This is a genomic window from Chitinophaga sedimenti (assembly GCF_023156195.1).
Lineage (GTDB): Bacteria > Bacteroidota > Bacteroidia > Chitinophagales > Chitinophagaceae > Chitinophaga > Chitinophaga sedimenti.
The window spans coordinates 6,245,549-6,271,163 of record NZ_JAKUKA010000001.1; the positions used below are offsets into that span (position 1 = coordinate 6,245,549).

At 50.2% G+C, this 25,615-nt stretch carries 35 protein-coding genes and 1 pseudogene; 24 read left to right on the forward strand and 12 right to left on the reverse strand.

Going from position 1 to position 25,615, the window contains the following annotated elements; genetic code table 11:
* Window positions 1-31 precede the first annotated feature (31 nt).
* The 8 genes from MKQ70_RS36175 (at window position 32) to MKQ70_RS36210 (ending at window position 5,340) form a co-directional block, all read left to right on the forward strand.
* On the forward strand, window positions 32-970 hold the full coding sequence (locus MKQ70_RS36175) for a TlpA disulfide reductase family protein (RefSeq protein ID WP_248080410.1): 939 nt from the start codon (window positions 32-34) through the stop codon (window positions 968-970).
* Window positions 971-1,014: 44 nt separating this feature from the next.
* Window positions 1,015-1,164 carry a TlpA family protein disulfide reductase gene (locus tag MKQ70_RS36180; RefSeq protein WP_248080412.1) on the forward strand — a complete coding sequence of 50 codons (150 nt, stop codon included), beginning with the start codon at window positions 1,015-1,017 and terminating at the stop codon, window positions 1,162-1,164.
* A 218-nt stretch (window positions 1,165-1,382) separates the two neighbouring features.
* Window positions 1,383-2,117: a carboxypeptidase-like regulatory domain-containing protein gene (locus MKQ70_RS36185; RefSeq protein WP_248080414.1), complete on the forward strand. Its 735-nt coding sequence runs from the start codon at window positions 1,383-1,385 to the stop codon at window positions 2,115-2,117.
* A complete protein-coding gene (locus tag MKQ70_RS36190) occupies window positions 2,114-2,548 on the forward strand; it encodes a hypothetical protein (protein WP_248080415.1) in 435 nt (144 codons plus the stop codon). Before MKQ70_RS36185 ends, MKQ70_RS36190 begins: the two co-directional genes overlap by 4 nt.
* A gap of 266 nt (window positions 2,549-2,814) precedes the next feature.
* Window positions 2,815-2,991: a BlaI/MecI/CopY family transcriptional regulator gene (locus MKQ70_RS36195; protein WP_248080423.1), complete on the forward strand. Its 177-nt coding sequence runs from the start codon at window positions 2,815-2,817 to the stop codon at window positions 2,989-2,991.
* Between the two features lie 180 nt (window positions 2,992-3,171).
* Window positions 3,172-4,020, forward strand: coding sequence for a M56 family metallopeptidase (locus tag MKQ70_RS36200; RefSeq protein WP_248080425.1), 849 nt, complete (start codon window positions 3,172-3,174; stop codon window positions 4,018-4,020).
* Entirely contained in the window at window positions 3,989-4,615 is a 627-nt protein-coding gene (locus tag MKQ70_RS36205; protein WP_248080427.1) for a hypothetical protein, read from the forward strand. The genes MKQ70_RS36200 and MKQ70_RS36205 overlap by 32 nt, the downstream gene beginning before the upstream one ends.
* Window positions 4,615-5,340, forward strand: coding sequence for a T9SS type A sorting domain-containing protein (locus tag MKQ70_RS36210; protein ID WP_248080428.1), 726 nt, complete (start codon window positions 4,615-4,617; stop codon window positions 5,338-5,340). The genes MKQ70_RS36205 and MKQ70_RS36210 overlap by 1 nt, the downstream gene beginning before the upstream one ends.
* Here MKQ70_RS36210 and MKQ70_RS43135 read toward each other — a convergent pair.
* Window positions 5,225-6,330 (reverse strand): annotated as a pseudogene (locus tag MKQ70_RS43135) (formylglycine-generating enzyme family protein). The gene MKQ70_RS36210 and the pseudogene MKQ70_RS43135 overlap by 116 nt on opposite strands.
* A gap of 85 nt (window positions 6,331-6,415) precedes the next feature.
* Here MKQ70_RS43135 and MKQ70_RS40665 point away from each other — a divergent pair.
* Together MKQ70_RS40665 and MKQ70_RS36225 are read left to right on the forward strand one after the other, a co-directional pair.
* Window positions 6,416-6,874 (forward strand): family 1 glycosylhydrolase, encoded by a 459-nt coding sequence (locus MKQ70_RS40665; protein WP_282456979.1) that lies wholly within the window; start codon window positions 6,416-6,418, stop codon window positions 6,872-6,874.
* Entirely contained in the window at window positions 6,835-7,869 is a 1,035-nt protein-coding gene (locus tag MKQ70_RS36225; RefSeq protein ID WP_308199367.1) for a glycoside hydrolase family 1 protein, read from the forward strand. Before MKQ70_RS40665 ends, MKQ70_RS36225 begins: the two co-directional genes overlap by 40 nt.
* Here MKQ70_RS36225 and MKQ70_RS43975 read toward each other — a convergent pair.
* The 4 genes from MKQ70_RS43975 to MKQ70_RS36240 are packed head-to-tail and all read right to left on the reverse strand — an operon-like array spanning window position 7,866 to window position 10,421.
* The gene (locus MKQ70_RS43975; RefSeq protein ID WP_504909659.1) at window positions 7,866-7,976 is read right to left on the reverse strand and encodes a BamG-related protein; all 111 of its coding nucleotides are present in this window, start codon (window positions 7,974-7,976) and stop codon (window positions 7,866-7,868) included. The two genes, MKQ70_RS36225 and MKQ70_RS43975, sit on opposite strands and share 4 nt — an antisense overlap.
* On the reverse strand, window positions 7,943-8,944 hold the full coding sequence (bamG, locus tag MKQ70_RS36230) for a BamG family beta-barrel-assembly machinery protein (RefSeq protein ID WP_504909820.1): 1,002 nt from the start codon (window positions 8,942-8,944) through the stop codon (window positions 7,943-7,945). Before bamG ends, MKQ70_RS43975 begins: the two co-directional genes overlap by 34 nt.
* A gap of 11 nt (window positions 8,945-8,955) precedes the next feature.
* On the reverse strand, window positions 8,956-9,108 hold the full coding sequence (locus MKQ70_RS36235; RefSeq protein ID WP_248080436.1) for a hypothetical protein: 153 nt from the start codon (window positions 9,106-9,108) through the stop codon (window positions 8,956-8,958).
* Between the two features lie 11 nt (window positions 9,109-9,119).
* Window positions 9,120-10,421 carry a DUF4270 family protein gene (locus tag MKQ70_RS36240; RefSeq protein ID WP_248080438.1) on the reverse strand — a complete coding sequence of 434 codons (1,302 nt, stop codon included), beginning with the start codon at window positions 10,419-10,421 and terminating at the stop codon, window positions 9,120-9,122.
* Window positions 10,422-10,693: 272 nt separating this feature from the next.
* On the opposite strand from MKQ70_RS36240, the gene MKQ70_RS36245 reads away from it, so the two are divergent.
* The 5 genes from MKQ70_RS36245 (at window position 10,694) to MKQ70_RS36260 (ending at window position 14,197) form a co-directional block, all read left to right on the forward strand.
* Complete coding sequence (locus MKQ70_RS36245) at window positions 10,694-11,725, forward strand: Kelch repeat-containing protein (protein WP_248080440.1); 1,032 nt, start codon at window positions 10,694-10,696, stop codon at window positions 11,723-11,725.
* On the forward strand, window positions 11,712-12,065 hold the full coding sequence (locus MKQ70_RS36250) for a DUF4907 domain-containing protein (protein WP_248080442.1): 354 nt from the start codon (window positions 11,712-11,714) through the stop codon (window positions 12,063-12,065). Before MKQ70_RS36245 ends, MKQ70_RS36250 begins: the two co-directional genes overlap by 14 nt.
* A 438-nt stretch (window positions 12,066-12,503) precedes the next feature.
* Complete coding sequence (locus MKQ70_RS40670; RefSeq protein WP_308199369.1) at window positions 12,504-13,091, forward strand: histidine kinase; 588 nt, start codon at window positions 12,504-12,506, stop codon at window positions 13,089-13,091.
* The gene (locus tag MKQ70_RS36255) at window positions 13,045-13,518 is read left to right on the forward strand and encodes a sensor histidine kinase (protein ID WP_308199370.1); all 474 of its coding nucleotides are present in this window, start codon (window positions 13,045-13,047) and stop codon (window positions 13,516-13,518) included. The genes MKQ70_RS40670 and MKQ70_RS36255 overlap by 47 nt, the downstream gene beginning before the upstream one ends.
* The gene (locus tag MKQ70_RS36260; RefSeq protein WP_248080444.1) at window positions 13,496-14,197 is read left to right on the forward strand and encodes a LytR/AlgR family response regulator transcription factor; all 702 of its coding nucleotides are present in this window, start codon (window positions 13,496-13,498) and stop codon (window positions 14,195-14,197) included. The genes MKQ70_RS36255 and MKQ70_RS36260 overlap by 23 nt, the downstream gene beginning before the upstream one ends.
* Window positions 14,198-14,231: 34 nt before the next feature.
* On the opposite strand, the gene MKQ70_RS36265 is transcribed toward MKQ70_RS36260, so the two are convergent.
* A complete protein-coding gene (locus tag MKQ70_RS36265) occupies window positions 14,232-14,597 on the reverse strand; it encodes a winged helix-turn-helix transcriptional regulator (RefSeq protein WP_248080446.1) in 366 nt (121 codons plus the stop codon).
* A 76-nt stretch (window positions 14,598-14,673) separates the two neighbouring features.
* Here MKQ70_RS36265 and MKQ70_RS36270 point away from each other — a divergent pair, with 76 nt between their 5' ends.
* On the forward strand, window positions 14,674-15,552 hold the full coding sequence (locus MKQ70_RS36270) for an NmrA family NAD(P)-binding protein (protein ID WP_248080449.1): 879 nt from the start codon (window positions 14,674-14,676) through the stop codon (window positions 15,550-15,552).
* Between the two features lie 33 nt (window positions 15,553-15,585).
* On the opposite strand, the gene MKQ70_RS36275 is transcribed toward MKQ70_RS36270, so the two are convergent.
* The 6 genes from MKQ70_RS36275 to MKQ70_RS36300 form a co-directional block, all read right to left on the reverse strand.
* Window positions 15,586-15,867: an SGNH/GDSL hydrolase family protein gene (locus MKQ70_RS36275; protein ID WP_248080451.1), complete on the reverse strand. Its 282-nt coding sequence runs from the start codon at window positions 15,865-15,867 to the stop codon at window positions 15,586-15,588.
* Complete coding sequence (locus MKQ70_RS36280) at window positions 15,776-16,669, reverse strand: SGNH/GDSL hydrolase family protein (protein WP_248080455.1); 894 nt, start codon at window positions 16,667-16,669, stop codon at window positions 15,776-15,778. The genes MKQ70_RS36275 and MKQ70_RS36280 overlap by 92 nt, the downstream gene beginning before the upstream one ends.
* Before the next feature lie 202 nt (window positions 16,670-16,871).
* On the reverse strand, window positions 16,872-17,924 hold the full coding sequence (locus MKQ70_RS36285; protein ID WP_308199372.1) for a cysteine desulfurase family protein: 1,053 nt from the start codon (window positions 17,922-17,924) through the stop codon (window positions 16,872-16,874).
* A gap of 594 nt (window positions 17,925-18,518) precedes the next feature.
* Window positions 18,519-19,763: a phosphoglucosamine mutase gene (gene glmM, locus MKQ70_RS36290; protein WP_248080475.1), complete on the reverse strand. Its 1,245-nt coding sequence runs from the start codon at window positions 19,761-19,763 to the stop codon at window positions 18,519-18,521.
* On the reverse strand, window positions 19,757-19,903 hold the full coding sequence (locus MKQ70_RS36295) for a hypothetical protein (protein WP_248080478.1): 147 nt from the start codon (window positions 19,901-19,903) through the stop codon (window positions 19,757-19,759). Before MKQ70_RS36295 ends, glmM begins: the two co-directional genes overlap by 7 nt.
* 232 nt (window positions 19,904-20,135) lie before the next feature.
* Window positions 20,136-20,468: a hypothetical protein gene (locus tag MKQ70_RS36300; protein ID WP_248080481.1), complete on the reverse strand. Its 333-nt coding sequence runs from the start codon at window positions 20,466-20,468 to the stop codon at window positions 20,136-20,138.
* Here MKQ70_RS36300 and MKQ70_RS36305 point away from each other — a divergent pair.
* The 8 genes from MKQ70_RS36305 to MKQ70_RS40680 all read left to right on the forward strand — a co-directional run bounded on the left by MKQ70_RS36305 (window position 20,467) and on the right by MKQ70_RS40680 (window position 25,497).
* Window positions 20,467-22,074, forward strand: coding sequence for an LTA synthase family protein (locus MKQ70_RS36305; RefSeq protein WP_248080483.1), 1,608 nt, complete (start codon window positions 20,467-20,469; stop codon window positions 22,072-22,074). The genes MKQ70_RS36300 and MKQ70_RS36305 overlap by 2 nt on opposite strands.
* Complete coding sequence (locus MKQ70_RS36310; RefSeq protein WP_248080487.1) at window positions 22,071-22,421, forward strand: class I SAM-dependent methyltransferase; 351 nt, start codon at window positions 22,071-22,073, stop codon at window positions 22,419-22,421. The genes MKQ70_RS36305 and MKQ70_RS36310 overlap by 4 nt, the downstream gene beginning before the upstream one ends.
* 115 nt (window positions 22,422-22,536) lie before the next feature.
* Window positions 22,537-22,854 (forward strand): hypothetical protein, encoded by a 318-nt coding sequence (locus MKQ70_RS36315; RefSeq protein ID WP_248080489.1) that lies wholly within the window; start codon window positions 22,537-22,539, stop codon window positions 22,852-22,854.
* Between the two features lie 10 nt (window positions 22,855-22,864).
* The gene (locus MKQ70_RS36320) at window positions 22,865-23,443 is read left to right on the forward strand and encodes a phosphatase PAP2 family protein (protein ID WP_248080493.1); all 579 of its coding nucleotides are present in this window, start codon (window positions 22,865-22,867) and stop codon (window positions 23,441-23,443) included.
* Window positions 23,440-23,739, forward strand: a complete 300-nt coding sequence (locus MKQ70_RS36325) for a ZIP family transporter (protein WP_248080496.1) — start codon at window positions 23,440-23,442, stop codon at window positions 23,737-23,739. Before MKQ70_RS36320 ends, MKQ70_RS36325 begins: the two co-directional genes overlap by 4 nt.
* Window positions 23,685-24,176 (forward strand): ZIP family metal transporter, encoded by a 492-nt coding sequence (locus MKQ70_RS36330; protein WP_248080499.1) that lies wholly within the window; start codon window positions 23,685-23,687, stop codon window positions 24,174-24,176. Before MKQ70_RS36325 ends, MKQ70_RS36330 begins: the two co-directional genes overlap by 55 nt.
* Before the next feature lie 23 nt (window positions 24,177-24,199).
* On the forward strand, window positions 24,200-24,499 hold the full coding sequence (locus MKQ70_RS40675) for a CNNM domain-containing protein (RefSeq protein ID WP_282456981.1): 300 nt from the start codon (window positions 24,200-24,202) through the stop codon (window positions 24,497-24,499).
* A gap of 38 nt (window positions 24,500-24,537) precedes the next feature.
* On the forward strand, window positions 24,538-25,497 hold the full coding sequence (locus tag MKQ70_RS40680; protein ID WP_282456982.1) for a hemolysin family protein: 960 nt from the start codon (window positions 24,538-24,540) through the stop codon (window positions 25,495-25,497).
* Window positions 25,498-25,615 lie beyond the last annotated feature (118 nt).

Sequence of the window (25,615 nt, forward strand, 5' to 3'; positions counted from 1 at the left end):
CGAGATTTTTGCAGAGAACAAAACAGTGAGTATGAAACGAATAGTTCTAGTAGCAGCACTATTCCTTCCCTGGGCACTCGCAGCCCAGCCCAAAACGAAACCGCTTCATTATGATATAAAGGGCACTACCACCATTGAACAGCCCGGCAAGGTGTATATCAGCTTCAGAAAGGCCGATAGAAACCAGCTGGACAGCGCCGAAGTGGTGAACGGACAGTTTGTTTTCAAAGGGAAGCTGGACGAACCCGTGTATGCCTCCATTTTCATGTACCTTGACTTGCCCGAAAGACCCGGCAGCAAAAGCCGCAAAGAAATAGCAAAGTTTTTCGTGGACAAAGGCACTACCACCGTTGACATTAAAGATGTAAGCGGCAATGCAGCGGTGCAGGGTGGGCGGGCCCAACAGGACCTGGAACGCCTGAACGAGCTGGAATCGTCTATCGGCAAACAATGGGAAGAGTTGCAGCAACAATATCGCAAATATTACGCGGCGAAGGATGAGGAAGGGATGAAGAAAACGGAATCCATGTTCGCAGAGCTGGATGCCAAACGCAGCGCCACCCAACGCGCTTACCTCAAACAACACCCCGCCACACCCATCGGCATTTACGTAATCAATACACTGGCGGGTTACGATATTAATATTCCTGAAATAGAACCCGTTTTTAATAATCTGTCGGAAGAGGTGCGGCAATCACCATCGGGACAGGCGTTTTACCGCCGCACGGATATTGCCCGCAAAACGCAGGTGGGACAACCTTCCATCGACTTCGTACAGCGTGCGCCGGACAGTACAGCGGTCAGCTTATCATCGCTGCGCGGTAAGTACGTGCTGGTCGATTTCTGGGCCAGCTGGTGCGGTCCCTGCAGGGCAGAGAACCCCAACGTCGTAAAAGCTTACAATCGTTTTAAAGATAAAAACTTTACGATACTGGGTATTTCGCTGGACGACTCCGCGATAAATGGCTAAAGGCCATCGAGAAAGATCAGCTGAACTGGCAACAGGTAAGTGACTTGAAAGGCTGGCAGAACGAAGTGGCCCGGTTGTATGGCATCCGCGCCATCCCGCAAAATTACCTGCTGGACCCGAAAGGCAAAATCATCGGTAAAAATCTGCGTGGCGACGCGTTGGAAAAGAGACTGGAAGAATTGATGGGCGAGTAAGCTTATCTTTCTATATAAAAGAGACGAAAAATGGGGCTGTGCGGGATGTGCAGTCCCTTTTTTATGCAGTAAAAAAGGGACCATGTAGTACACAGTCCCTTGATATAAAGAGGTTAATTGGCCTAAGGATGAATGGCGGAAGGAGATAAAGTTGTTGCTATGAATCACAACGAACTTTTCGTAAATTTACGAATGTTTCGTAATTAATGACTGTCCGGATGAAATTTAACATTTTCACAAGTTTTGTTTTTTTCACGTTGATGTGCCTGCAGGTATCCGCCCAAAGCGTAATCAGGGGAAGCATTCGCAGCGAGAAAGATAATGCACTATTACCCTTTGCCAGCGTGTTTCTCAGCCAGACGACCCTCGGCGATCGTACAACTGAGCAGGGCACTTTTGAAGTGCGTAACGTCCCGAATGGCCGGTACGAACTGATCGTTTCCTACCTTGGATATGAACCACTCGTGGTGCCGTTGTCGTTACAGGACACCACGCTTACACTGCATCTGAAACTGAAACCGAAAGCGGGGCAATTAAGTGAAGTAGTGATCCGGAAAAATCCAAACCGCGACCGCTGGCTGACAACATTTAAGGAGACATTCCTGGGCATGAGTAGTGCCGCAAAGGCCTGCCGCATTTTGAACGAGGACGCGATCGATATTTATTATGATGAACAAAAAGGACAACTGATCGCCAGTTCCGACGGACTGCTGGTAATAGAAAACCCGCAACTGGGATATCGTATTAAATATGTGTTACAGGGCTACATTAATGATTATGCGATGCACTATGTGTTGTACTATGGCTTTCCCCAGTTTGAAGAAATGAAATCGAAAAACAGGCGGCAGCAGTCGCGCTGGGAAGCGAGGCGGCTGGAAGCTTACCGCGGTTCGTCATTGCATTTTATGCGCAGCCTGATCGAGCGCCGGTTGAAGGAAGACGGTTTCAGGTGAACAAGATCGTGCGCGTGGAACGGAAGAATGGAGAGCAGCGTGCAGCGGGCGATACGGCGCAACGTAAACTGATCGGGCAACGGGGATTTTCGATGTCGCGGTATGCGGATTACTTATATACCGGCGCCGTTCCTTACGACAGCATTTACCGGGCGCCTGACAAAGGAGAAGGCATCGTTCTGCATTTCGGTAACTACCTGCAGGTAGTTTATCAACACGAAAGAGAAACCCGGGAATACCTGCGCTACCGCGGCCGCCCGGACGATAAGCGATATCCGCAGACGTCCACCCTCCATTTATTTGTGCCGGAAGTGGGCGTTGATGGCAATGGAAATGTGGATTCGCCGGCAGACCTGGTATACGAAGGCTACTGGGGCTGGGAAAAAGTAGCGGAAATGGTGCCTTTAGGTTTCAAGGATGTGAGGAAATGATTGAAAATCAATAAAGAAAAAAATATCTACGAAAAGTTCGTAGAATTACGGAATGTCCGTATATTCGTACTGTTAATTACATTTTTTTATGGAAAAACTAACCAAACAGGAAGAGGCGGCCATGCAGGCCATCTGGAAAGTGGGAAAAGGTTTTGTGAAAGATTTCCGGAAGCGCACGCCGAACCAATGCCGCCGTACACCACCTTGGCGTCTACCATTAAGAACCTCGAAAAAAAGGCTATCTGACAAGTACCAAAATGGGTAACGTGTATGAGTATACGCCATCCATAGAGGAGGGTGATTATACCCGCAAATTCATGAATGGCTTTGTGAAAGATTATTTCGAGAATTCTTATAAAGAACTGGTGACCTTTTTCGCCAAAGAGAAAAATATTAGTCCGGATGAACTGAAAGAGATCATTCGCATGATAGAAAAGAAATAGCGCTGTTTCTTCACCGTCCAAGTAGACCTGTATGCCCGAACTGTTCATATATCTGTTGAAGGCGAACGTATCGCTCAGCCTGTTTTACCTGGCTTACCGCCTGGGGCTCAGAAGGCTGACCTTTTACACGCTGAACCGGTTTTTCCTGTTAACAGGAATTGTTTTTCGTCGGTATTCCCGTTGGTTGACGTCAACGATTTTTTTAACCGTAACGAAAAGACGTTAGGTACGGTTGTTTACTATGTGCCCGACCTGGGTGCGTTGAAACCTGCGGCGGAAGCGGTAGAAGTATTTACCGTATGGACCGCCCTCACCTGGGTGTTCTGGATCGGTGTAGGCATTATGTCTGTCCGCCTGCTGTTGCAGATGATATCGCTGATGCGCTTTCATATGATGTCAGATGCGGCGAAGCTGCGCAACCGCCAGGTACGGGTGGTGCAAAGGGAAGTGGCCCCTTTTTCTTTCTTCAAAAATATATACCTGAACCCTCAATTACATTCGAATGATGAACTGGACGCGGTGATCCGCCACGAGCAGGTGCACGTGGAAGAGTGGCATTCGGCGGATGTAATGATGGGTGAAATAAATAACGTGTTTTACTGGTTCAACCCGGGGGCGTGGCTGATGAAAACGGCCATCCGCGAGAACCTTGAATTTATAACAGACCGCAAAATGCTGCGGGCTGGGGTAGATGCGAAAGCCTACCAGTACAGTCTTCTGAAAGTTAGTGGAGCTCCATACGCGACGGCCATCGCAAACAATTTCAATTTTTCACATCTCAAAAACCGCATTATGATGATGAATAAAGAGCGATCATCGCGATACCAGATCGTCCGGTACGTTGTACTGGGCTGTATGGTCAGCATGCTCGTGCTCACACTAAACTTTAGCCGTGCGGGCGTAAAACTGGCGCCGGTAGGGCAGGGAACCATCCCTCAATTATTATTACAAGATCAAACTGAAAAAACTGAACCACAGCCCGAAAAAAAGGGATACCGTGGCGCCGGAAGTAATAGTAACCGGCTATAAGCTCAAAAAAGACACGGGTGTTAAGATATTCGTGACGCGCAGCCAGGGTTCGGCAGATACCGCCCATCGTCCGGTAACCTTTGTAGCAAAAAGCGGCTTTACCATGTCGTCAGACACTTTGTTGCTTTCTTACCTGCAGAAAACGGCCGGTTCCCGTGTAAATGAAAACGGAGAAGTGGTGGTAAGAGGTTATGCGCTCCGTCCCGATTCGGCGAAGAGCGGCAAAGTGGAAAATATTTTCATCACCAGTTCCAACGATAAGTTCATCCTGGTAGGTGCTGCAAAAGGTAGCAAACCCGTAAGAATTACCCGTTCACCCGACGAAAACTATACGTTTTTCCTGAACGGGTCGCCAGTAAGTGAATCTGCACTGTATCGCCTGGAACGCGCGGATATCAGCGAGGTGACCACCAACGTAAAAGAGGAAGGTCCGACTAAGATAGAGGTGTTTACGAAATCCGGTAGTAAACCTATAACGCTCCAGGTGCGTAACAGCCCGCGTGTAGTAACCGGAAACGGCATCGTTTTCCGCGGCGATACCAGCCGCCGGGCTTACGTCCCGGCTTTGCCACTGCCAGTGCAAATAATGTGTTGATGTTGATAGATGGCAAGCCCGATTCCACGATCTCCCACCTTAATTCCGACCAGATTGAATCTGTAACCGTGTTGAAAGATCAGGCTGCGCTGGCCATTTATGGTTCCAGGGCGGCGAATGGTGTAATACTCGTGCAAACCAAAAAAGGCAAAACGGTAAAAGACACTGTTGTTACCAATCTGATAAGAAGAGTGCAGGACCCATCGCTGGAAGAAATTGTGGTTACCGGCATGGCTTCACCAGCGCCGAGAACTGAGACCATAGCAATCCGCGAGAAAGCCAAAGCAGAAACGGCGGCGCATCAGAAACTTTTCCGTGTATTCCCGAACCCTTCCAGCACCGGCAGCTTTAACGCGCAGTTCCAGCTGGCTGGCGATGGTAAATATGAAGCGCGGTTGTACAACAGCAAAGGAGTAGAGGTATCCCGCATGGCGGGTGACGGTACGCCCGGCAGTTTTAAAACACTGGACTTCGTGGTAACGGGTGCTCCCGGCGTGTATTACCTGCACGTGTTCACCGGCGGGCATCGCGCAGCAAAAAGCTCATTAAACAATAAGTTTTTATACTCACGCAGATACAAAAAGGGAAGGAAGCATCCGCTACCCTCCCTTATTTTTTTATATCCATCACACAACGGAAACCAAGGTTTTCCAGGCCCGATTCCGGCGAGGTTTTCATTCTTGCCGATACACGGTAACCTTTGCAATATTCATCGCTGCACATAAAGGAGCCGCCGCGGATCACGTGTTTAATACTGCCCGGATCTTCGGCATCGTAACTTTGATCGGGACCTTTAGGATTAATGCTGGTGGTGTTAGCCACCGATTTGTAGTAGTCGCTATGAAACCAGTCGGCACATAACTCCCACACGTTGCCGCTCATGTCGTAGAGTCCATAACCGTTAGGTGTAAACGATTTAACCGGGGCCAGGCCGGAAAAGCCGTCTGTTTGGGTATTCTCGTACGGAAAGTGTCCATTCCAGGTATTGGCTTTGGGCTTGCCTTCGGTAAGCAGTTCCCGGCCCCATGGATATGGCTCGTTGCTGCGGCCACCACGGGCGGCGTATTCCCATTCAGCTTCGGTGGGCAGGCGTTTGCCGGCCCATTTAGCGTAGGCCAGCGCATCTTCGTAAGCGATATGCGTTACCGGGTAATTTTCTTTTCCGGAGATATTGCTCTCCGGCCCCTGGGGTGCTGCCAATCGGCGCCCCGGATAAAGCTCCACCATTGCGATACATCATCAAGCGGAACGGCCTGGCTGGGCGGCGTGAATACGAGCGAGCCGGGTTCGAGCATGCTGCTGTCGGGCTGTGGCGTGCCCGGCGGCAGTTCCCGCATAATTTCTTCCATGGTAACGGGTTTTTCCGCCACGGTTTTATAGCCGGTAGCTTTTACGAACTGTGCAAACTCGCCATTCGTCACTTCGTGCTCGTCCATCCAAAAGGAGTCGAGTTGCACGGTGTGTTTCGGATATTCATCGGGTTGACCATCGTTGTCGTCGGCGCCCATGCTGAAAGTACCGGCAGGGATGAGTACCATTTTGTTGAGGTTGCCGACCGGACTTAAAGCCAGTCCCTGCTGCGGTGCCGGCGATGTTCCGCAGGCGGTCAGGCAGGCCATAGCGGCGGCTGCCAGGGTAATGTGGATGCGATTCGTCATTACGTCAAATGTAGTAAAACAATGGGAGGATGAAAAGTGCGATGGGGTAGAAGACATGGGGCAATGGCGGCCTGAAAGTTGGTTACATATTCACAAAATTTAATACAGGGTTAACCTGTTAAGCATTAATTTCGAGGATAATATGACATTGCCTGCTTCATTTTCGCGTAAAGATTTCGGGGACGACTTTTCCTGGGGAGTAGTGATTTCTGCTTTTCAGAACGAAGGCGCCTGCGATGCGGACGGCAAAGGTGCGTCTATCTGGGATGCTTTCAGTGCACGGCGCGGCAAGATCAAAGACGGTACCCACGCACAACAGGCCTGCGATTTTTATGTGCGTTACCGTGAGGATATACTTTTGGCAAAGCAATTGGGCTTTACCGTGTTCCGCTTTTCTATTTCGTGGCCACGCATACTGCCACATGGTACCGGCGCGGTAAATCAGCAGGGTATCGACTTTTATCACAAAGTAATCGACACCTGCCTGGAACTGGGACTCACGCCCTACGTAACGCTGTATCATTGGGATTTACCGCAGGCGCTGGAGCAGAAAGGGGGCTGGTGCCACCGGGGATTGTGTTTGCGTTCGAAAACTATGTGAATATTTGTGCGCGGGCGTTCGGCGATAAAGTGAAACATTGGATCGTGCTGAATGAACCATTCGGATTTACCTCACTGGGGTACATGTTAGGCGTACATGCGCCGGGCAAATTCGGCCTGTCGTACTTTTTGCCTGCCGTACACCACACGGCGCTGGCACAGGCCGAGGGCGGCCGCGTTGTACGTAACGAAGTGCGCGATGCACAGGTGGGGACTACTTTTTCCTGTTCGCATATTATTCCCTACACACAAAGCGAAGCCGATATCAAAGCGGCGCGCCGTGCAGATGCTTTGTTCAATCGCTTATTTATAGAACCTTCGCTGGGTATGCGTTACCCGGCAGATGATTTTCCTTTGCTGAACCGTATCGAACGCCGTTACGCGATGTGGCGCGATTGGGAGAAATTGCCGTTTGAATTCGATTTTATCGGTGTGCAGAATTACTTTCCGCTGGTGGTGAAGCACAATGCTTTTATGCCTTACGTGAATGTGAGCGAGGTGAAACCGCGCACGCGTAATGTGCCTACCACTGCGCTGGGATGGGAAATCAGCGGAGAAGGCATGTATAATATCCTGAAACAGTTTGCGGCGTATAAGGGCATCAAAAATATTATTGTATCTGAAAGCGGCGCAGCGTTTAACGATACGCTGGAAAACGGCGTGGTGAACGATGCACAGCGCATTAAATACTTCCGCGAATACATGGCCGGCGCTTTGCAGGCCAAGCGCGAAGGCGTGCCGCTAACAGGCTATTTCGCGTGGACGCTCACCGATAATTTTGAATGGGCGGAAGGTTACCGGGCGCGCTTCGGGCTGGTACATGTGGACCATGCCACGCAGCAGCGAACGATGAAAGCATCGGGGAAATGGTTTTCGGATTTCCTGCATTTTGAGCATGCGGTGAAGGAGGTGAGTGTTTTTAGCAGAAACGCAGGCCGGCCTTTCAGCCTGCACCTGCGCCTCTTAACGTACACCGTCTTACATATCTTTCTTTAGTATTCCACTCGTTTAAAGAACCAAAGGTCCCGCATCGACAGGCTGAATACCACGTTCACAAAGTTTTCCCGGATCAGGCTGCGTTGCTGCGTTCCGCGCTGGCCCACTTCAGGCCAATGTAATAACGCAGCGTACTGCCCGCAGGCATCGATACGCCGGCGGTGACACCAAAGTCACGGATGTCCTGTCCCTTTATTTTCATATACGAATTCTGATAGTTGGCGCCCAGTTGTAACGACATGCCCTCTACGCGGCTGGCCATGTAATACTTGTAAAAACTGTATTCCAGGCCGCCCGCCACGCGCTGCGATTTTGTATATACATAGTCCCCCTGGTTGGCGTTGGAGCCGCTCCAGTCGCTCATGCGGTAGTCGGCCAGTGCGGTAAAACGCCCGTTGGTGAGCGACAAGCCAGCACCGTATTGCGCCGGAAGGGTATACCTGCCGGTTTTTACATCTTCCTCGTAATAGGTATTGCTGTTATTATCTTTTATGCTGAAGGTTTCGTCCGATCTGAGTTTGGTCTGCAGCCGGTACGTAACACCTGCGCCTAGTACCATATCGCCTACCTTACCGCTGTATTGCAGGCCGGAGGTGAGCTGGAAGTTGTTTAGACTACGCACATTCTCTGTGAACACATCGGTGCTCTGTCCCGTGCCGCCGGTACTGTCGGTCGTTGTTGCGTTGCCAAATAGAAAAGCTCCGGATAACCCCACTGAAAAGTGTTTGCCCAGTTGTACCGCATTGGAAAGATACGCACGGGTCAGGCCACCGGAACCTTCTATGGCACTTCTAACACCGGTGGGTGTGCCGGTGATATATTTTGTATTTAATACTTTGTAATCGATGTTGGAGTAGGGTGTAGCTCCAAAGCTTACGCCCCAGGTCTTTGCTGCTTTAAAGCCGATCGCTATTTTCTTGAAGTTGATATCGCCCGCGCTTTGCGTGATGGTAGAAGAGTTGTACTGTGCCATTTTACCAGCGCCCGATACTTCGAAAAAGAAACGCTGAGTAGGTAAAGCGCTGTAGCTGGCCGGGTTTTGTTCATTCAGGAAGTTGCCTGTTCTACGTCCGATACCCGCACTGCCTACGCCAAATTGCGGCTGTAGTCCCTTTCTTCCAGGTCGCCGATGCCGTAGGCGGAATACAGCGAATTAAGGCCTTTTTGTGCACTGGCCTGCAAATTGACCAGCAACATCAGGCTGCAACCGCAAATAGTAAGGTATAGTTTGTTTTGCATTCGTATCGCGCTTATTTATACAACAGGTAATAAATTTTGAAAGTCAGTTTGTTCTTGGTATTCACCTTGTTACCCGTGACCAGCCTGTCCATTTTCGTAAGGTAGTCGCCATGCGTAGGGGTGAGCAGCAATCCGCGGGTAGTTACGTTATTCGATACCAGTTCGGCGTTGCAGTACGAAGTAAGATCATAGGTGTATGCGGTGTTTTCGTTGTACAGATTGTCGATCGTCAGGTCGCCGTACTGGTAACCGCCGGTGGTGGTACTCACGAGTGTATCGTAAGTGTTTTGCTTTGCATCTGCCTCTACGAGCGCCAGCCTCGCGGGCAGGTTGTATTTAGTGTAGGTGTTGCGGATGGGTTGTACCACCATGGTGGCGCTTACTATTTTTCCGAAGCGCCCCAGCTCCTGCAGATTTTTAATGCTGGGCAGGTCGATGCGGGTAACAACGCCCGTGAGCCCTTGCAGGTACGCAGCGTTATCCAGGTTCTCGGCCGGGATGCTGTTGTTCGCGTGCGTTAAGCCTGCGATGGCTGTGCCTGTCCGGTCTGCATCGATATGATTGAACTGGTAAGTACTGTTCGATAAAGGAAATTCAAAGTAAGCGGTTTCCCGCTCCGGGCTGTTGATGTGGTAGTGAATACGCATCACGGCGGTGGCAGCATCGTAACCGTAAATCACATTGGTGGTACCGGTGTTAATGTAGAAGCCCTTAAAGTAGTCGAGCCACTGTGCCGCGCCGGATACCTCGTTGCTATAATTGGCAAAATGGTTCCATATTTCCTGTCCCTTGCCGTCTGCCAGGCGTACGCTCACCGTATCTTTCAGCAGCGGGTGGAGGTACATGGTTTTGGAACCCAGGGCAACCGGCTGGTGGGCAAACGAATGATGGGTATATATATAGGAGCTGCCATCGTTCATTTTGATGTTTTCGGCCAGCTGGTACACCTGGAGGTTCAGGGGCGCCATGGTGTCTCCATAATAATAACCATTGCTGCGTAATACGATCTCGGTAGAGTCATATACCATATTGGTCTCGATTTTGTGCACATCCGGCATGCTCACTTCAAAATAAGAACCGGCGGTAATTTTTCCGAAGATCGGGTCAGCGTAAGTGCCGTTCAGTATCACGTTCTGCCCCGAACTGGGTACGGAATCCAGTTGAACGGTTTTGACATCCACCGAAAAAGTATCCAGTAATATATAACCGGCACCGTTTTCCGTAGTCACGTTCTCGTAACTGAAACCACTCTTTTCGCAGGACGCCAGGTATAAGGCCGAAACTGCCAGTAATAAGCATGATATTTTGCGCATAAATAAAAAGACAACGCGCAAGTTTATAACGCGATGCCGCGAAAGAAATGTTTAAATATGCCAATGCCGGTTATTTATCGATGAATCTATCAACTTTACCGCCGTTCGCCGCAATGCGCGAGATGGGCCTCCAGGGCGCTTAACGGGGCATTTGACGCGATTGGCAGATAAAATAAGGGTATTCGTCTGCCAGAAGAAGGTTATTAGTCTATTTTATATCCACCCTAACACTTCCCCGGATAATTTTGGCGCTGTTAAAAAAGTAATTGCTTATGTTCAATGTTAGACATTCCTGGGTGCTGCTGGCTGCTGCGGGCTGTTTTATGGCCGCCTGTAACAAATCCAACAGCGATGATGAAGAGGTGGGTAACTGGATCCGCCGTTCTACGCTGGAAGGCCCTGCCCGGGGAGAAGCCGTTTCGTTCGTGATTGGAGATAGGGCCTATATAGGCACTGGTTACGACGGCACCTATCGCCTGAAAGATTTCTGGTACTACAATCAAACCAGCAACTCCCGGACGCAGGTAGCCGATTTACCCGGCTCCGCCCGCAACAACGCAGTAGGCTTTGCCGTAGGCGCCAAAGGTATTGTGGCAACAGGCTACGATGGTGTAAATAGATTAAATGATACGTGGGTGTACGACGCAGATAAGGATGTGTGGACCGCAGGCGCAGCATTTACCGGTACCGCCCGTTACGGTGCTACGGCCTTCGCCATCGGCCCTAAAGGTTACGTAACCTGCGGCTACGACGGCAACTACCTGAAAGATTTTTACGCCTACGATACCTCGTCTACCGGCGGCGCCTGGACCAAACTGGAAGCCTTTGGCGGTGAAAAACGTGCTTATGCGGCAGCCTTCGTGATCGATAGCAAAGCATACGTGGTAACGGGCGCTAATCCTAATACCGGCCAAACGCTGAGTGTAAATGACATATGGATGTTCGACCCGGCCAGCACTTTGGCGAATAAATGGACGGAGAAGCGTAAAATCTCCAACGTAAGCACCGAGGATTATGATAACGATTATGATATCGTATCCAGCAAGTGCGCCGCCTTTGTAATGAATAACAAAGGTTACCTGGCCACAGGCTCTAAAAGTGGTTTAACCACCAATGTATGGGAATACGATCCGATCAGCGACCTGTGGGACCAGAAGCGCAGCTTTGAAGGACTGGCGCGTAGCGGGGCTGTTGGTTTCAGCATCAACAACCGTGGTTATGTAGCGCTGGGAACCAGCTCCAGCCTGCCTTTTGAAGATTTGTGGGAATTTGATCCAAGTGCAGAATACAATGAAAATGACTAAGCCGGCTATTACCAGATGGATAAGCGCGGCGATACTTGTTACGCTCTTACTTTTTGCCGCAGCGAAGGTGTTTGAAACGCCTTCGCCCGCCGCTGCTTCCGATATGGTAAAACTGGAAGTGGCGCCCTTTGAAACGGAAGGTGGCTGGGGATATAAAATCCTGGCAGGCGGTGAAACTTATATCATCCAGGACAGGATTCCTGTACTGGCCGGAAAGCAATCTTTCCACACCAAAGAAGACGCCGTAAGTGTTGGCGACCTCATGGTCAAAAAACTGATGGCGCGCCAGTCTCCCGCAATTACAGCAGCGGAGCTCCCGGCATTGCACATACAGCACTAGCTACTAAATATTATTTGACCTGACTAAATACTGTTACATGCATGTAATAACATGCGTGTAACAGTATTTAACGTTTGGTTAACTCCCTGCCAGGCGCTGCGGTTAATTTTAACTTTTACTTAACCGGCAAACACAATGCAGGGAGGCTTTTTAACAAGAACTTAACCCTCTTTCGGCTAAGTTTACCGCGATTATTTCATGAAGCCTATCAAGCATATTTTCCGGAACAAACTTGTCGTCGTATTGCACATTGTTGCATGGCTGTGCTTTATGTTGTTCCCGTTTTTTGCTTACCGCATACAGGTGAGCGACAATGCCTTTTTATCAAGGAGTGTGTAAATACACTGATACTGATAGGACTTTTTACCTGAACATGTATGTGCTGATACCACGGTTTTTACGTTAAAGAAGATCAGTTTATATATCGCTTCGGTACTCGTGCTGATCATTGTGATTACACTACAGCAGGCAATTGTGGAGTATCAGTTCATGGGGCATATGATGAAGCGGCCGAGAGTGGGGGTATCGCTCACTGCGGGTCCCGGCGGTGCCGTATTAGTGCATGCGGCAGATAGTGTCCAGGGCGGCGAAACCTTCTTTCACCGGCGCGACAGTGGCCGGCGCTTTCATCGCACACAGCGGTTCGGCTGGCGTAATGGTCCGCCACCGCCCGATTCCATGATGAACCTGCGGCTATTTCCGGCAGAAGGCGACAATGTGTTTGTAGAGTTTATCGTTCCGCAGGTATTACGGCGAACAGTCATGTTTACTTTTCTTATGCTCTTCATGAGCGGGTTTATCAAAATAGGAATAGAATGGTTTAAAAGCGAAAAGCAGCGTGAGGAATTAAAGGTCGCCAACCTGAACGCGGAACTTAAATTCCTGAAGAACCAGATCAACCCACATTTTTTATTTAATTGCCTGAATACCATTTATTCGCTGGCGCATAAACAATCGCCGGAAACCGAACATGCCCCTGGTGAAACTGTCTACCATCATGCGTTACATGATTTACCAGGCGAATGAAGACAAGGTGCTGCTGGCCAATGAACTGCGGTATTTGCAGGACTATATCGACATACAGAAACTGCGCCTGCCGCAATCTATTTCGGTAGACTACCAGGTAGCAGGCGAGGCGGGCATCCTTAAAATTCCGCCGATGTTGCTGATCCCTTTCGTGGAGAACGCATTTAAACACGGCATTAGTTATTCCGAAGCATCTTATATCATCGTTAAACTGGTAATACACAATGGTACATTAAGTATGATCGTGCGCAATAAGCTCATCCGCCAGAAAACAGCGGAACCGGGCGGCGTAGGACTTACCAATGCACGTAAACGGCTCGACATGTTATATGCCGGAGCGCATGAGCTAACTGTTAAAGAAAACGGAAACGAATTTATTGCTGACTTAAAAATTGTGTTGAACAATGATGAAGTGTATCGCAGTTGACGATGAACCACTGGCGTTGGAAATAATAGAGGACTTCGCCCGCAAGGCGCCCTTTCCAATGCATCTGAAAAAGTTTGAGGATGCGGCCCTTGCCCTGCGTTATTTGCAGGAGGAGCCGGTAGACCTGCTTTTCCTGGACATTAAAATGCCGGACATTAACGGCATCCAGTTTTTGAAGGCGCTTAAAAATCCGCCTGCCGTGATATTTACCACCGCTTACCAGGAATATGCGCTGGATGGGTTTAATATGGATGTGGTGGATTACCTCCTGAAACCCATTCCCTTCGAGCGTTTCATTAAGGCGGTAACCAAAGTACACGAGTACCTGCAGGTACAGCAGAAGAACGGAGAGGTGGCCACTTCGGCCGATTACATCTTCGTAAAAACAGAATACAAGATCATCAAGGTTAACTTTGAAGATATTCTTTACATAGAAGCATTGAAAGACTATATCAAGATTTATACACGCAATCAACCTGTGCTCACCTTAAAAAGCCTGAAATCGTTCGAAAGCAGGCTGCCGAAGGATAAATTTATCCGGGTGCATCGTTCGTACCTGGTATCGCTGGATAAGATCAATTCAGTGGAGAAAAATTCTGTGGTGATCGCGAACCAGTATATCCCGATCAGTGAGGGGTACAGGGATAAGTTTTATGAGTTGATTACGAAGAACTCTTAAATATAGAAAACCGCCGTAACAGGCGGCTTTTTCATTACGCGCCAAAGGCGCCTTCCATATCTTTAAACGCCCATGTCGCCATCGCGCTGATAACGGGCATTAACCCCGTTCCCGCGGCACTGAGGCGGTAGGTCACAAAGGGTGGTACCACCGGTTTGGCCTCGCGAATAATGAGCCCGTCCAGCTCCAGTTGCTTCAGGTGCTGGATCAATACCTTCTCCGTAACGGCAGGTATCGCCCGTTTTATTTCGCTGTAACGTTTGTCACCACCCGAAAGGTGGTACAGGATGATGGGCTTCCAATAGCCGCCTATTTTCTGCATCGCGTAGGTCACCGGGCAGGTGTCCAGCGCATACTGCTTATTTTCCTGTATAGTAGAGTTTTCTTTGATCGCTGTCATGGCACATACTTTAGGGTAAGTACTTGTCAAAAAGTTAGTACGAAGATACCTTTGTTCCAACAAAAAACAAGCAACAATGAAAATCATCGTAACAGGTTCTTTAGGAAATATAGGTTTGCCCCTCACGCAAAAATTGGTTGCAGCGGGCCATGATGTAACGGTGGTGAGCAGCCAGTCATCCAAAAGCGATGCGATTACCGCATTAGGTGCCACACCGGCCATTGGCTCCGTAAGCGATGCTGCCTTCCTGCAAACACTCTTTACCGGCGCAGACGCCGTTTGGGCTATGACCCCGCCGAATATGGGCGGCAGCAATGTGGTAGATAATACCGTGAACGCCGGTAAGGCTTATGCCACGGCTATCGCTGCCTCGGGGGTAAAGCGGGTGGTGATGCTCAGCAGCATTGGTGCCGACCTGCCAGCCGGCACCGGCCCCATTAAAGCGATTCACCAGATAGAAAACATTTATCGCGAACTGGAGGGCGTGAACGTAACGTTTCTCCGCGCCGGTTACTTCTACATCAACTTTTATAATGATGTGCCGCTGATCCAGCATGCAAATATCATTGGCGGCAACTTCCCGGCCGATGTGCTGATGCCGCTGGTACACCCGGAGGACATTGCCACCGCCGCTGCTGCTGCACTTCAACAGCCGGGTAATGGTAAAGACGTACAATACATTGTCAGTGACGTGCGCACGCCCGCAGATGTGGCCAGGGTGTTTGGAGCAGCGATCGGCAAGCCGGGTTTGCCATGGGTCGAGTTTACTGATGCGCAGGCGTTCGAAGGTATGACCGGCGCTGGTGTTCCGAAAGAAATTGCGGAGTTGTATACTGAAATGGGGGCAGCGTTTCATGGCGACCGGCTGGCCGGCGATTTTGTGCAGACAGGTTCGCCCGTGAATGGTAAAGTAAAACTGGAGGCATTTGCCGTTGAGTTTGCAGGCAGGTTCTGATATAAAAGGAGGAGCACCGCGCTCCTCCTTTTTCTATTTTATCTTTTTGATGGCCTTTTCATATGCCTCCGCATACCGCATCATCCCGAGGTCGTTCGGGTGTGTGCCATCTACAGTATCTTCCATATCCTGACCGATGGCTTCTTTCGTCAGCAGGTAAATACCCTTCACTCCCTTTGCCTTCATCGAGGCAAATGTTTCCCGCAATACTTTATTCACGCGTTCATAGTAACCTTTCCTGTCGGTATTCAGGGCGCCATCTGTATATCCATCGTGCTCGGTCAGCAGTATCGGTATGCCAGGCTTTTTCTCCACGGAGATGATTCACCGTTTCGATGATCCGTTGCCGGATGATCTCATTCGTGAAGGCCTGCCGCGTGAGGTTAGGCATACAGTCCAGCACGTATAACGAGGCGTCTATTTCAGGAAGCAGTTCTACTATTGCTGGTTCCAGCTGGCCGTTACCCGAAAAAGCCAGGTTAATTACCGGGCGGTCAAGTTTGCGGCTGAGGATGTTGGTCCAGGCAAGCCCGGGCCGGCTGGCGCAGGCGCCTTGTGCGATGGAGGTGCCGTAAACAACGATCGGTTTCGGGGCCGGGGCGAGTGGCTTCAACTGGCTGCCCTCGGGATAACTCACTTCCAACCATTTGACAGAATTATATAGCGGCAGGTACAGCGTGTAGGTGCGGTCTGCCTCACCGGTGCTTTGCAGCTTTGCGAAGCGGTATTCGATCGTGTCTTTAAATGAGTATTTACCGGCGATCCAGTGCCTGGGCTGCTCGGAATAGAGGTCTACCCCGCTTACACCGGTAGCCGCCATGTGCGGCATTTGTACGGCGCCGGTTACCTGGTACCGTACAACGATTTCGTCTGCATTGGAAACGAAGCGGAGGTGCAGGCCGGCGCTGTTGTGAGAGAGGTTCCATACCGGTGGACGGGCTGTTTTTTCGGCTTTAGCGGGCAGCCGGTCGTAAAAGGCGCCGATGCCGGTGTGCCAGCCTTGTCCGCCTACCATGCTTTGCGCATCGTTTGCGGGGTTCCAGGTCCGGTAGGTGTTGTTTTGAGCGAAGAGGCCTGTGGACAGGGCCATCAGGCTAAGAGAGAAAATTACTTTCATGACGTTGTGGATGTGGGTGTAAGATATAAAATCCTATCAAAGAAGGTGTATACGTGACCCAACAACGCCATGTTTGCAAATTACGTAGCCCAACAATGCCATGTAGACTTGTCCCGCCGATCGGCATGTGCCGGTGTATACATACACCCAAAGAAAAGACCGCCCAGACAGGCGGCCTCTCTCAAAAATATAGCGAACGATTTTACATCAGTTCTTTCAACTTCGCCACTACGCTATCTACTTCCTCTTTCGTGTTCTGTTTCGAAAAAGAAAAACGCACCGCGATCTTGTTCGGGTCGTTGTTAATTGAACGAATTACGTGCGAACCCGCGTCTGCGCCGGAAGTACAGGCACTTCCGCCGGAGGCACAGATACCGTTGATGTCCATGTTGAAGAGGATCATCTCGGTTTTCTCATTTTTCGGGAACGACACGTTCAGCACGGTATAAAGGCTGCGGCCCTTCAGGTCGCCGTTAAATCCAACGCCCGGAATATGCTGCTCCAGCTGTTCTGCCATGTACATACGCAGGCCGTTTATGTAAGCGCTATGTTCTTCGTAGTGCTCGGTCGCCAGTTCCAGCGCTTTCGCAAAACCTACGATGCCATACAGGTTTTCTGTACCTGCACGCATGTTGCGCTCCTGTGAGCCGCCATGTATAAACGGATCGATTTTCACGTTCTCGTTAATGTACAGGATGCCCACGCCTTTCGGACCGTGAAACTTGTGGCCCGCGCCGTTAATGAAGTGAACGGGTGTGTTACGCAGGTCAAAAGGATAGTGACCCACGGTTTGCACGGTATCAGAGTGGAAAATCGCGTCAAACTCTTTACAAAGGTTACCTACGGCGTGGATGTCCAGCAGGTTGCCGATCTCGTTGTTGGCATGCATCAGGGTAACCAGGCAGCGCTCTGTCGACTCCGACAGCAGGCGGCGGAGGTCGTCCATGTCTACATGGCCGTTCGGCAGTAGTTTAACGTGGGAGAGCTTGATGCCTTCCTTGCAGTGGAGGTGGTCCGTAGCGTGCAGGGTAGCGTGGTGCTCGATCGGGGATGTAATGATGTGACGGCAGCCCAGGTTATGCACCGCGGCATTGATCGCCGTGTTGCTGCTTTCGGTACCTCCTGAAGTAAAGAAAATCTCGCCCGGATGCGCACCCAGGATCTTTGCTACGCTTTTGCGCGCAGTCTCGATACCCAATTTGGATTCGCGGCCGTAAGAGTAAATGGAGGAGGGGTTCCCGAACTTTTCTGTCATGTACGGCAGCATCACGTCCAATACCGGCTGTCCAGCGGCGTGGTGGCTGCGTTGTCAAAATAAATTCTTTCCAAGGTGGTGGTGGTTTTTGATATTCAATTAATGGTGCTTCAATGAGCGTAGCAAATTTCCTAAAAAAGGGGCAGATTTGGAAACATAAAAAGGAACAACGGTGGAAATCAGGCTTTTTTCCCTCCCCGGTCGCCGTTGGTCACTCCCGTCGCCGGCATGGCATCCTTCGACCATCGTTACTGCATCTTTCGCTGATCCTCGCTCATCCTAGGTTAAAACCGCCACCACAGCCAATTGAACGTAGGATGAGCGAGGATCAGCGAAGGATGGTCTTAAGATCCTCCTGGAATGACCGAATTGAAGCGCTCCGAAACCATAGTGTTTACTGGGGTTTAGCTCAAATGAAGCGTCCTGAATGCTTGCTGAGAGAGACCTGGGCCCTTTGCCTGCCCTTTAACCGCCCTTTGCCTGCCCTTTCGCTAAAGAAAAACATGCTACAGCCCCCGCGCCGGGCATAAAAAAAAACGGCCCGGCTTATGCCGGACCGTCTTCTCATCAAATATTTTCTCTTAAAAAGCCGCCTTAGAGCATGAACTCCCTGATATCCTGCATAATACGCTTTGCAATATTATCAGCAGTAGTTTCATTCTGGCTCTCGGAATAAATCCTGATAATCGGCTCGGTGTTAGATGTGCGCAGGTGCACCCAGTCCTTATCGAACTCGATCTTCAGGCCATCTTCCGTATTGATGGGCTGGTTTTTATACTTGCCTTTGATCTTTTCAAAGATGGTTTTTACGTCCACACCTTTGTCCAGCTCAATTTTGTTCTTGGAAATGAAATAGTCCGGGTAGGAATTGCGGACTGCCTTCATGTTTTTGCCCAAAGTAGCCATGTGGCTCAGGAACAGACCAATACCGATGAGCGCGTCGCGGCCATAGTGGAAGTCGGGGACAATGATGCCGCCGTTGCCTTCACCACCGATCACGGCGTTCACCTCTTTCATCTTGCGCACCACATTTACTTCGCCTACGGCAGAAGGATGGTATTCGCCGCCATGTTTCAGGGTAACGTCTTTCAGCGCCTGGGTAGAAGACAGGTTGCTTACTGTATTGCCTTTACGGTGCTTCAGGATGTAATCGGCCACGGCCACCAGGGTGTACTCCTCGCCAAACATGCCGCCATCTTCGCAAACGAAGCAAAGACGGTCCACGTCCGGGTCTACGGCAATACCAAAGTCAGCCTTGGACTTGTCCACCTCGTTGGAAAGGGCGGTCAGGTTTTCCGGCAGCGGCTCGGGGTTGTGGGAGAATTTACCATTTACTTCACCGAACAATACCACCACATCGTCAACGCCCAGTGCTTTCAGCAGGGCAGGAACGAAGATGGCGCCGGTTGAGTTAACGGCATCCACCACAATTTTGAAATTGCGTGCTTTAATAGCGGCTACGTCTACCAGCGGGTAGTTCACCACCATGTCAATGTGCTTCTGAAGGTAAGTGTCGTCGGTTGTGTATGTGCCGAGTTTGTTTACGTCCGCGAAAGAGAAGTCTTCGTTGGCCGCAATGTCCAGCAGGGTGGCGCCGTCTTCACCTGAAATGAACTCGCCTGTACTGTTGAGCAGCTTCAGTGCGTTCCATTCCCTGGGATTGTGGCTTGCAGTCAGAATAATACCGCCAGCCGCCTGTTCCAGCGGAACGGCAATTTCCACGGTAGGAGTGGTGGATAAACCAAGGTCTACCACGTCAATACCCACTCCCACCAGCGTGGAGGCTACCAGGTTCTTCACCATCTCTCCGGAAATACGTCCATCCCGGCCGATCACCACTTTTTGTTCTCACTGTTCTGACGGAGCAACCAGGTACCGTACGCCGCGGTGAATTTCACCACGTCAAGAGGGGATAAGCCCTCTCCCGGTTTACCACCAATTGTTCCGCGAATGCCAGAGATAGATTTAATCAGTGCCAAAATTGTTGGATTTTTTTAGGAAGGCAAAGATAACTAAAACGCCATCAGAAAACCTAGAATTGATTAGCAGGTATTTAGCAACTCCGCCATGGTGTGAGTTTTTAGTCTATATTTGCAGCTTAGCTAAAAATAAACAGCTGTATATATTAAGATGAAGGACATTTGGCTCCGCATTCCCAGGTACATCCGATATGTGATTGTCCAATCCCTGATTTTGTTCCTGTTCCTGGCACTATTCAGGGTAGTTTTTTACTTCTTTTTCTTTAAATCCACGCTTCACAGCTCCTCCGCCGTCGCCAAAGCCTGGTATCTCGGGCTGAAGTTCGATTTGCGCCTGGCCCTGATCATCATGGTCCCGCTGGCGCTTATCGCCGTTATTGCGCGTCACCGCCTGTTCGGCAACACCCTCCTGAAAAAGATCAACTATTACTACCTGTTCCTGGTATACCTCAGTCTCATTTTCTTTTACGCCATCGACCTGGGCCACTATGCCTACCTGGGCCTGCGTATCGACCCCTCGATCAAACGTTTCGGCATCGGGCGAAAAACTGGACAACGCCCGCATGGTATGGCAGAGTTACCCCGTCATAAAAGGACTCATTGGTGTGGGTTTGCTCATGGCATTGCTTGTATTCTGCTACCGCCGCGTGTTCATCAACTACGCCGGGCAGGAAGACCGCCGCAATGGCCGTGCCGCCCTGGCTGGCTGGATCGCCACCCTGGTATTGCTCTTTGCCGCCGGCATCTACGGAAACTTCGCCTACTTCCCCCTGCGCTGGAGCCAGGCCATGTTTACCCGCGATAACGGGATTACGAGCCTGGCCCTCAACCCCGTACTGTATTTCTATTCTAATCTCGATACCAGCCGCGATACCCGGGAACTGGATAAAACGCAGCAAACATATGGTGTGGTGGCGAACTACCTGGGGGTAGACCAGCCCGATAGTGTAAAACTCAGTTATGTACGCCGGCAACCGGGCGACAGTACCAAACCGCGGCTGAACGTGGTGGTGGTGATGATGGAGTCCACAGGCGCGTCCATTACCAGCATGTTCAACAACCCGATGATGGCTACGCCTAACCTGAAGCAGCTGGCGGACAGTGGCATCCTGTTCCGGAACTTTTACATTCCCAACATGAGCACCGCCCGTTCGGTGTTCGGTGTTACCACCGGCCTGGCCGATATCTGCATCGATCAAACGGCTTCCCGTCACCCCGCCATCGTGGACCAGCGGGTGATCCTGGACCAGTTCGAGGGGTATGAAAAGTATTATTTATTGGGCGGCAATACCAACTGGGCCAACATCCGGGCGGTATTCACCAATAACGTGGACGGCATCAAAATATATGAAGAAGGATATTTTAAATCGCCAAAGGCCGATGTGTGGGGAGTTTCCGACTACGACCTGATCACCGAGTCCAGCGAGATATTTAAGGCGGCAAACGACCGCAAGCAGCCCTTTATCGCCTTCCTGCAAACCGCCGATAATCACGAACCTTTTACTACCACGCCCGGCGCGGGAGATTTTAAAAGGGTGACGGAGAAAGATATCGATATGGTGAAGTTCAGGGAGTCGGGTTTTCTTTCTGTTGATCAATTTAACGGCATCCGGTACCTCGACTACAATATTGGTCACCTGATGAAAAAGGCAAAGGAAGACGGGTACCTCGACAATACGATTTTCCTGTTCTTCGGCGATCATAACATCAAACTGAATCCTTACCACTTTATGGAAAAGCCCGAAGTGGAAATGGCTACCTGGGGTCACCATGTACCGTTCATTATTTATGCACCGGGCCATATAAAGCCGCAGGTAATAAACGAAACAGGCAGCCTGGTAGATGTATATCCCACCGTGGCGGGACTTGTAGGCATGCCGGTGAAGAATTACACGATGGGGGTGAACCTGCTCGACAGTAGCCGGCAGCAAGGCCGGTATGCATTTTTAGTGTATCATAAAAACCTGCAGCCTTACCATGCACTGATCGGAGATCGTTATCTTTATGAAATTAACCCGAAAACGGGGGAAACGGCTTTGTTCGACTTGGAGGGTGATCCGTTGAAAGATGTAAAAAAGGATCATGTGGATACGGCGCAGGCACTGGATAAATTAACGCGTGGATATTACGAAAGCACACGATATTTGATGTTCAACAATAAAAAAGGGTGATAGCATTTGACGAAGAGGTGCTGACACCAGAAATGGATATGGAAGCAGCAAAGCATTGGTACAAAGACTGGTTCAATTCACCTTATTATCACCTGTTGTATAGCAACCGGGATGAGAAGGAAGCCGCGTCGTTCATCGACAAGTTGCTGGAATACCTGCGCCCAGCGCCCGGCGCACTGATGCTGGACGTGGCCTGTGGCCGCGGCAGGCATGCAAAGTACCTGGCGGATAAAGGGTTTAAGGTAACGGGCATCGACTTATCGGAAGAAAGTATTGTGGCGGCACGCAAAATGGAAAACGACCATCTCAGCTTTTTCAGCATGATATGCGTTTACCTTTTATGGTGAACTACTTCGACGTGGTATTTAACTTTTTACCAGCTTCGGCTATTTTGATACCCGCCGCGAAAACGACAATGCGCTCCGTACTATCAAAAACGCCTTAAAACCCGGCGGCCGCGTAGTGCTCGACTACCTGAACAGCATATACGTAATGGAACACACGGTTCCCAGCGAAGTAAAAACCGTAGACGACGTGGTGTTCGATATTCACCGCGAAGTAAACGAACACAAATTCCTGAAAGAGATCAATATCCTGGATAAAAAACGGTTGAAGCGCCTGACCTTTACAGAAAGCGTGAACGCCTTCCGCAAGGCGGACTTTGAGGCGATGTTCGCGAGGCAGGGGCTGCAAATCAACGACATCTTCGGCGATTATCATTTTAACCCGTACGACGAGCGGCATTCAACCCGGTTGATCATCGTGGCCACAAAACAATAATATGGAAAGCGTGTTAAGATTCGACCTCCGGTTATTTTTTCAGATTAACGGCCAGTGGACCAACCCGTTCCTGGACTTCCTGTTGCCATGGCTGCGGGAGCCGCATTTGTGGGCGCCGTTATACCTGTTTCTCATGGTATTTGCCATTTACAACTTTGGCTGGAAAGGATTTTTCTGGATCGTATTATATATAGTTACGTTCGCCATTGCCGACCAGGCGAGCGGATTCTTTAAAAGCGCCGTAGGCCGCGCGCGCCCGTTCAATGATCCGGTACTGGCCCCGTATGTGCGGGTGCTGGTAGGCTATTACCCGCGCAGCGGCAGCTTTACTTCTTCACATGCCGCCAACCACTTTGCCCTGGCCACTTTCAGTTACATCACCCTGCGCAGTGTATGGGGCCGCTGGGCGCTGCTGTTTTTCGTATGGGCCCTCGCCATCGGGTACTCCCAGGTATATGTGGGGGTACACTTCCCGCTGGACATCCTCGGCGGAGCATTCCTGGGGGTGCTGATCGGTACTTTAAGCGGCAGCTTTTTCCAACGCAGAATAAGGCTGGAAGACGAGCCGGAACCTGAAAAAACAACATGAACTGGATCTACCTGATATTGATTTTACTGGCCACAGTTGCGGGCGGCATGATTCCCATGCTGGTGCGCAACCTGCGTCCTAATTTGCCAATTTACATGCTGGCGTTTACCGGCGCCTTCCTGTTCGGCATCACAATTATGCACCTGCTGCCCGAAGTGTACCATGAACTGGGCCACGAAGCAGGCATTTACATTGTAATCGGCTTTTTTGTCCGGTGGCGCTGCAGCAGTTGTCGCACGGCATGGAACACGGCCATACGCACCTGCCTGCAGCAGGCGAACACCAGCATAACGTAGCGGTGTTCCCGTTACTGGTGGGCTTGTCGCTGCACGCTTTTATGGAAGGTATTCCGCTGGGCTTCCAATATACGGACGCTTCCGCATTGCCTTCGCTGATGGCGGGGGTGATGGCGCATAAGGTACCCGAAGCGCTGACGCTTATTACGGTGATGATGCATGCGCATCAACCGAAAGCCAAACTGTGGCGCATACTGATTATTTTCGCCTGTGTAACACCGTTGTCAGCAATATTGGCGGCGCAACTGGGCAACCATTTTGAAATAGTAACGAAATCGCTGATATACATGGTGGCCATGGTGGTGGGAGCATTCCTGCACATCTCTACCACTATCTTTTATGAAAGCGGCACAAAACACCATGAACTGAGCAGGAAAAAGGTGGTGGCTATTACATTTGGGTTATTACTTGCATTTCTCACACTAATATTTGAATAATTTTTTATTTTTAGGCTTATTTTATGGAAGTCGTCATAATCCTCGTCCTCATTCTGTTGAACGGCATATTCTCCATGTCAGAGATTGCCCTTGTTTCGGCCCGTAAGGCCAGACTCGAAAATGCAGCCAACAAGGGGGACGAAAAAGCAAAAGCTGCATTAAAGCTTGCAAACAATCCGGATACATTCTTATCCACCGTACAGATAGGCATCACGCTCATCGGCATCTTAACCGGTTTATACTCCGGAGAGAACCTGAAAGCGGATATCCGGGGCTTTATCTGGAAAATATTCCCTCGCTTCATAAGTATAGCAGCGCTGTAGCCACCTCCGTTATCGTTATTATCATCACTTACCTGTCGTTGGTACTGGGCGAACTGGTACCCAAACGTATTGGTCTGGCCCGCCCCGAATCGATCGCCAAGACCATGGCAACGCCGATGAACTTTTTGTCGAAAGTAACCTTCCCCTTTATCTGGTTGCTGAGTAAATCGTCGAACGTGCTGGTTAAGTTCTTTAACCTCAAAGCTACTTCCAGCGACAGCCTGGTAACGGAAGAAGAGATAAAGGCAATTATTAATGAGGGCACAACGTCGGGCGCCATCGAAGAAACCGAGCAGGAGATCATCGAGCGCGTGTTTCACCTGGGCGACCGAAACATCACCTCGCTGATGAGCCACCGTACCGATATCATCTGGCTCGATATCGAGGAACCGATCGAGAGCTATCAGCAGAAGATAAAAAGCAGCCCGCATTCGATATATCCTGTTTGCCTGGGACAAATCGATAATGTAAAAGGGCTCATCAATATTAAAGATTTATACTGCGCCGGTAAAAACGCACAGTTGAAAGACGTGATGAAGAAACCGCTCTTTATCCCGGACAACAACTCGGCTTACCAGGTACTCGAAAAGTTCAAGGAAACCCAGATTCATGCCGCGTTTATCGTGGACGAATACGGTACTTTCCTGGGTATGATCACGCTGAACGATATCTTAGAAGCAATAGTGGGCGATATGCCCGAAACCGGCCAGGACGATTACACGATGTTGCGCCGGGAAGACGGCTCTTATCTTGTGGATGCCCAGATTCCTTTTTACGACTTCCTGTCGGAGTTTGATAAAGAGGACTGGATGGCGGAATTTGAGCAGGAATTCGATACCCTGGCGGGTTTTATCCTCCATCACCTGGAGCATATACCCCATACCGGCGAGAAGTTCGAGTGGCGCAAATTCACGTTCGAGATCGTGGATATGGACGCGCACCGCATCGATAAAATACTGGTTACAGCCCCCGAGGAAACCGAAACTGAAGAAGCATAATACCAACGAGTAATGCAAATGTGCCTGTATGCGAGAAAATCTGCTGACCTTCAGCAGGTTGTTGTATGTTTGCGCCCCGGGAAATATTTTAGTGGGATAAAGCCAGCTTTATACTAAT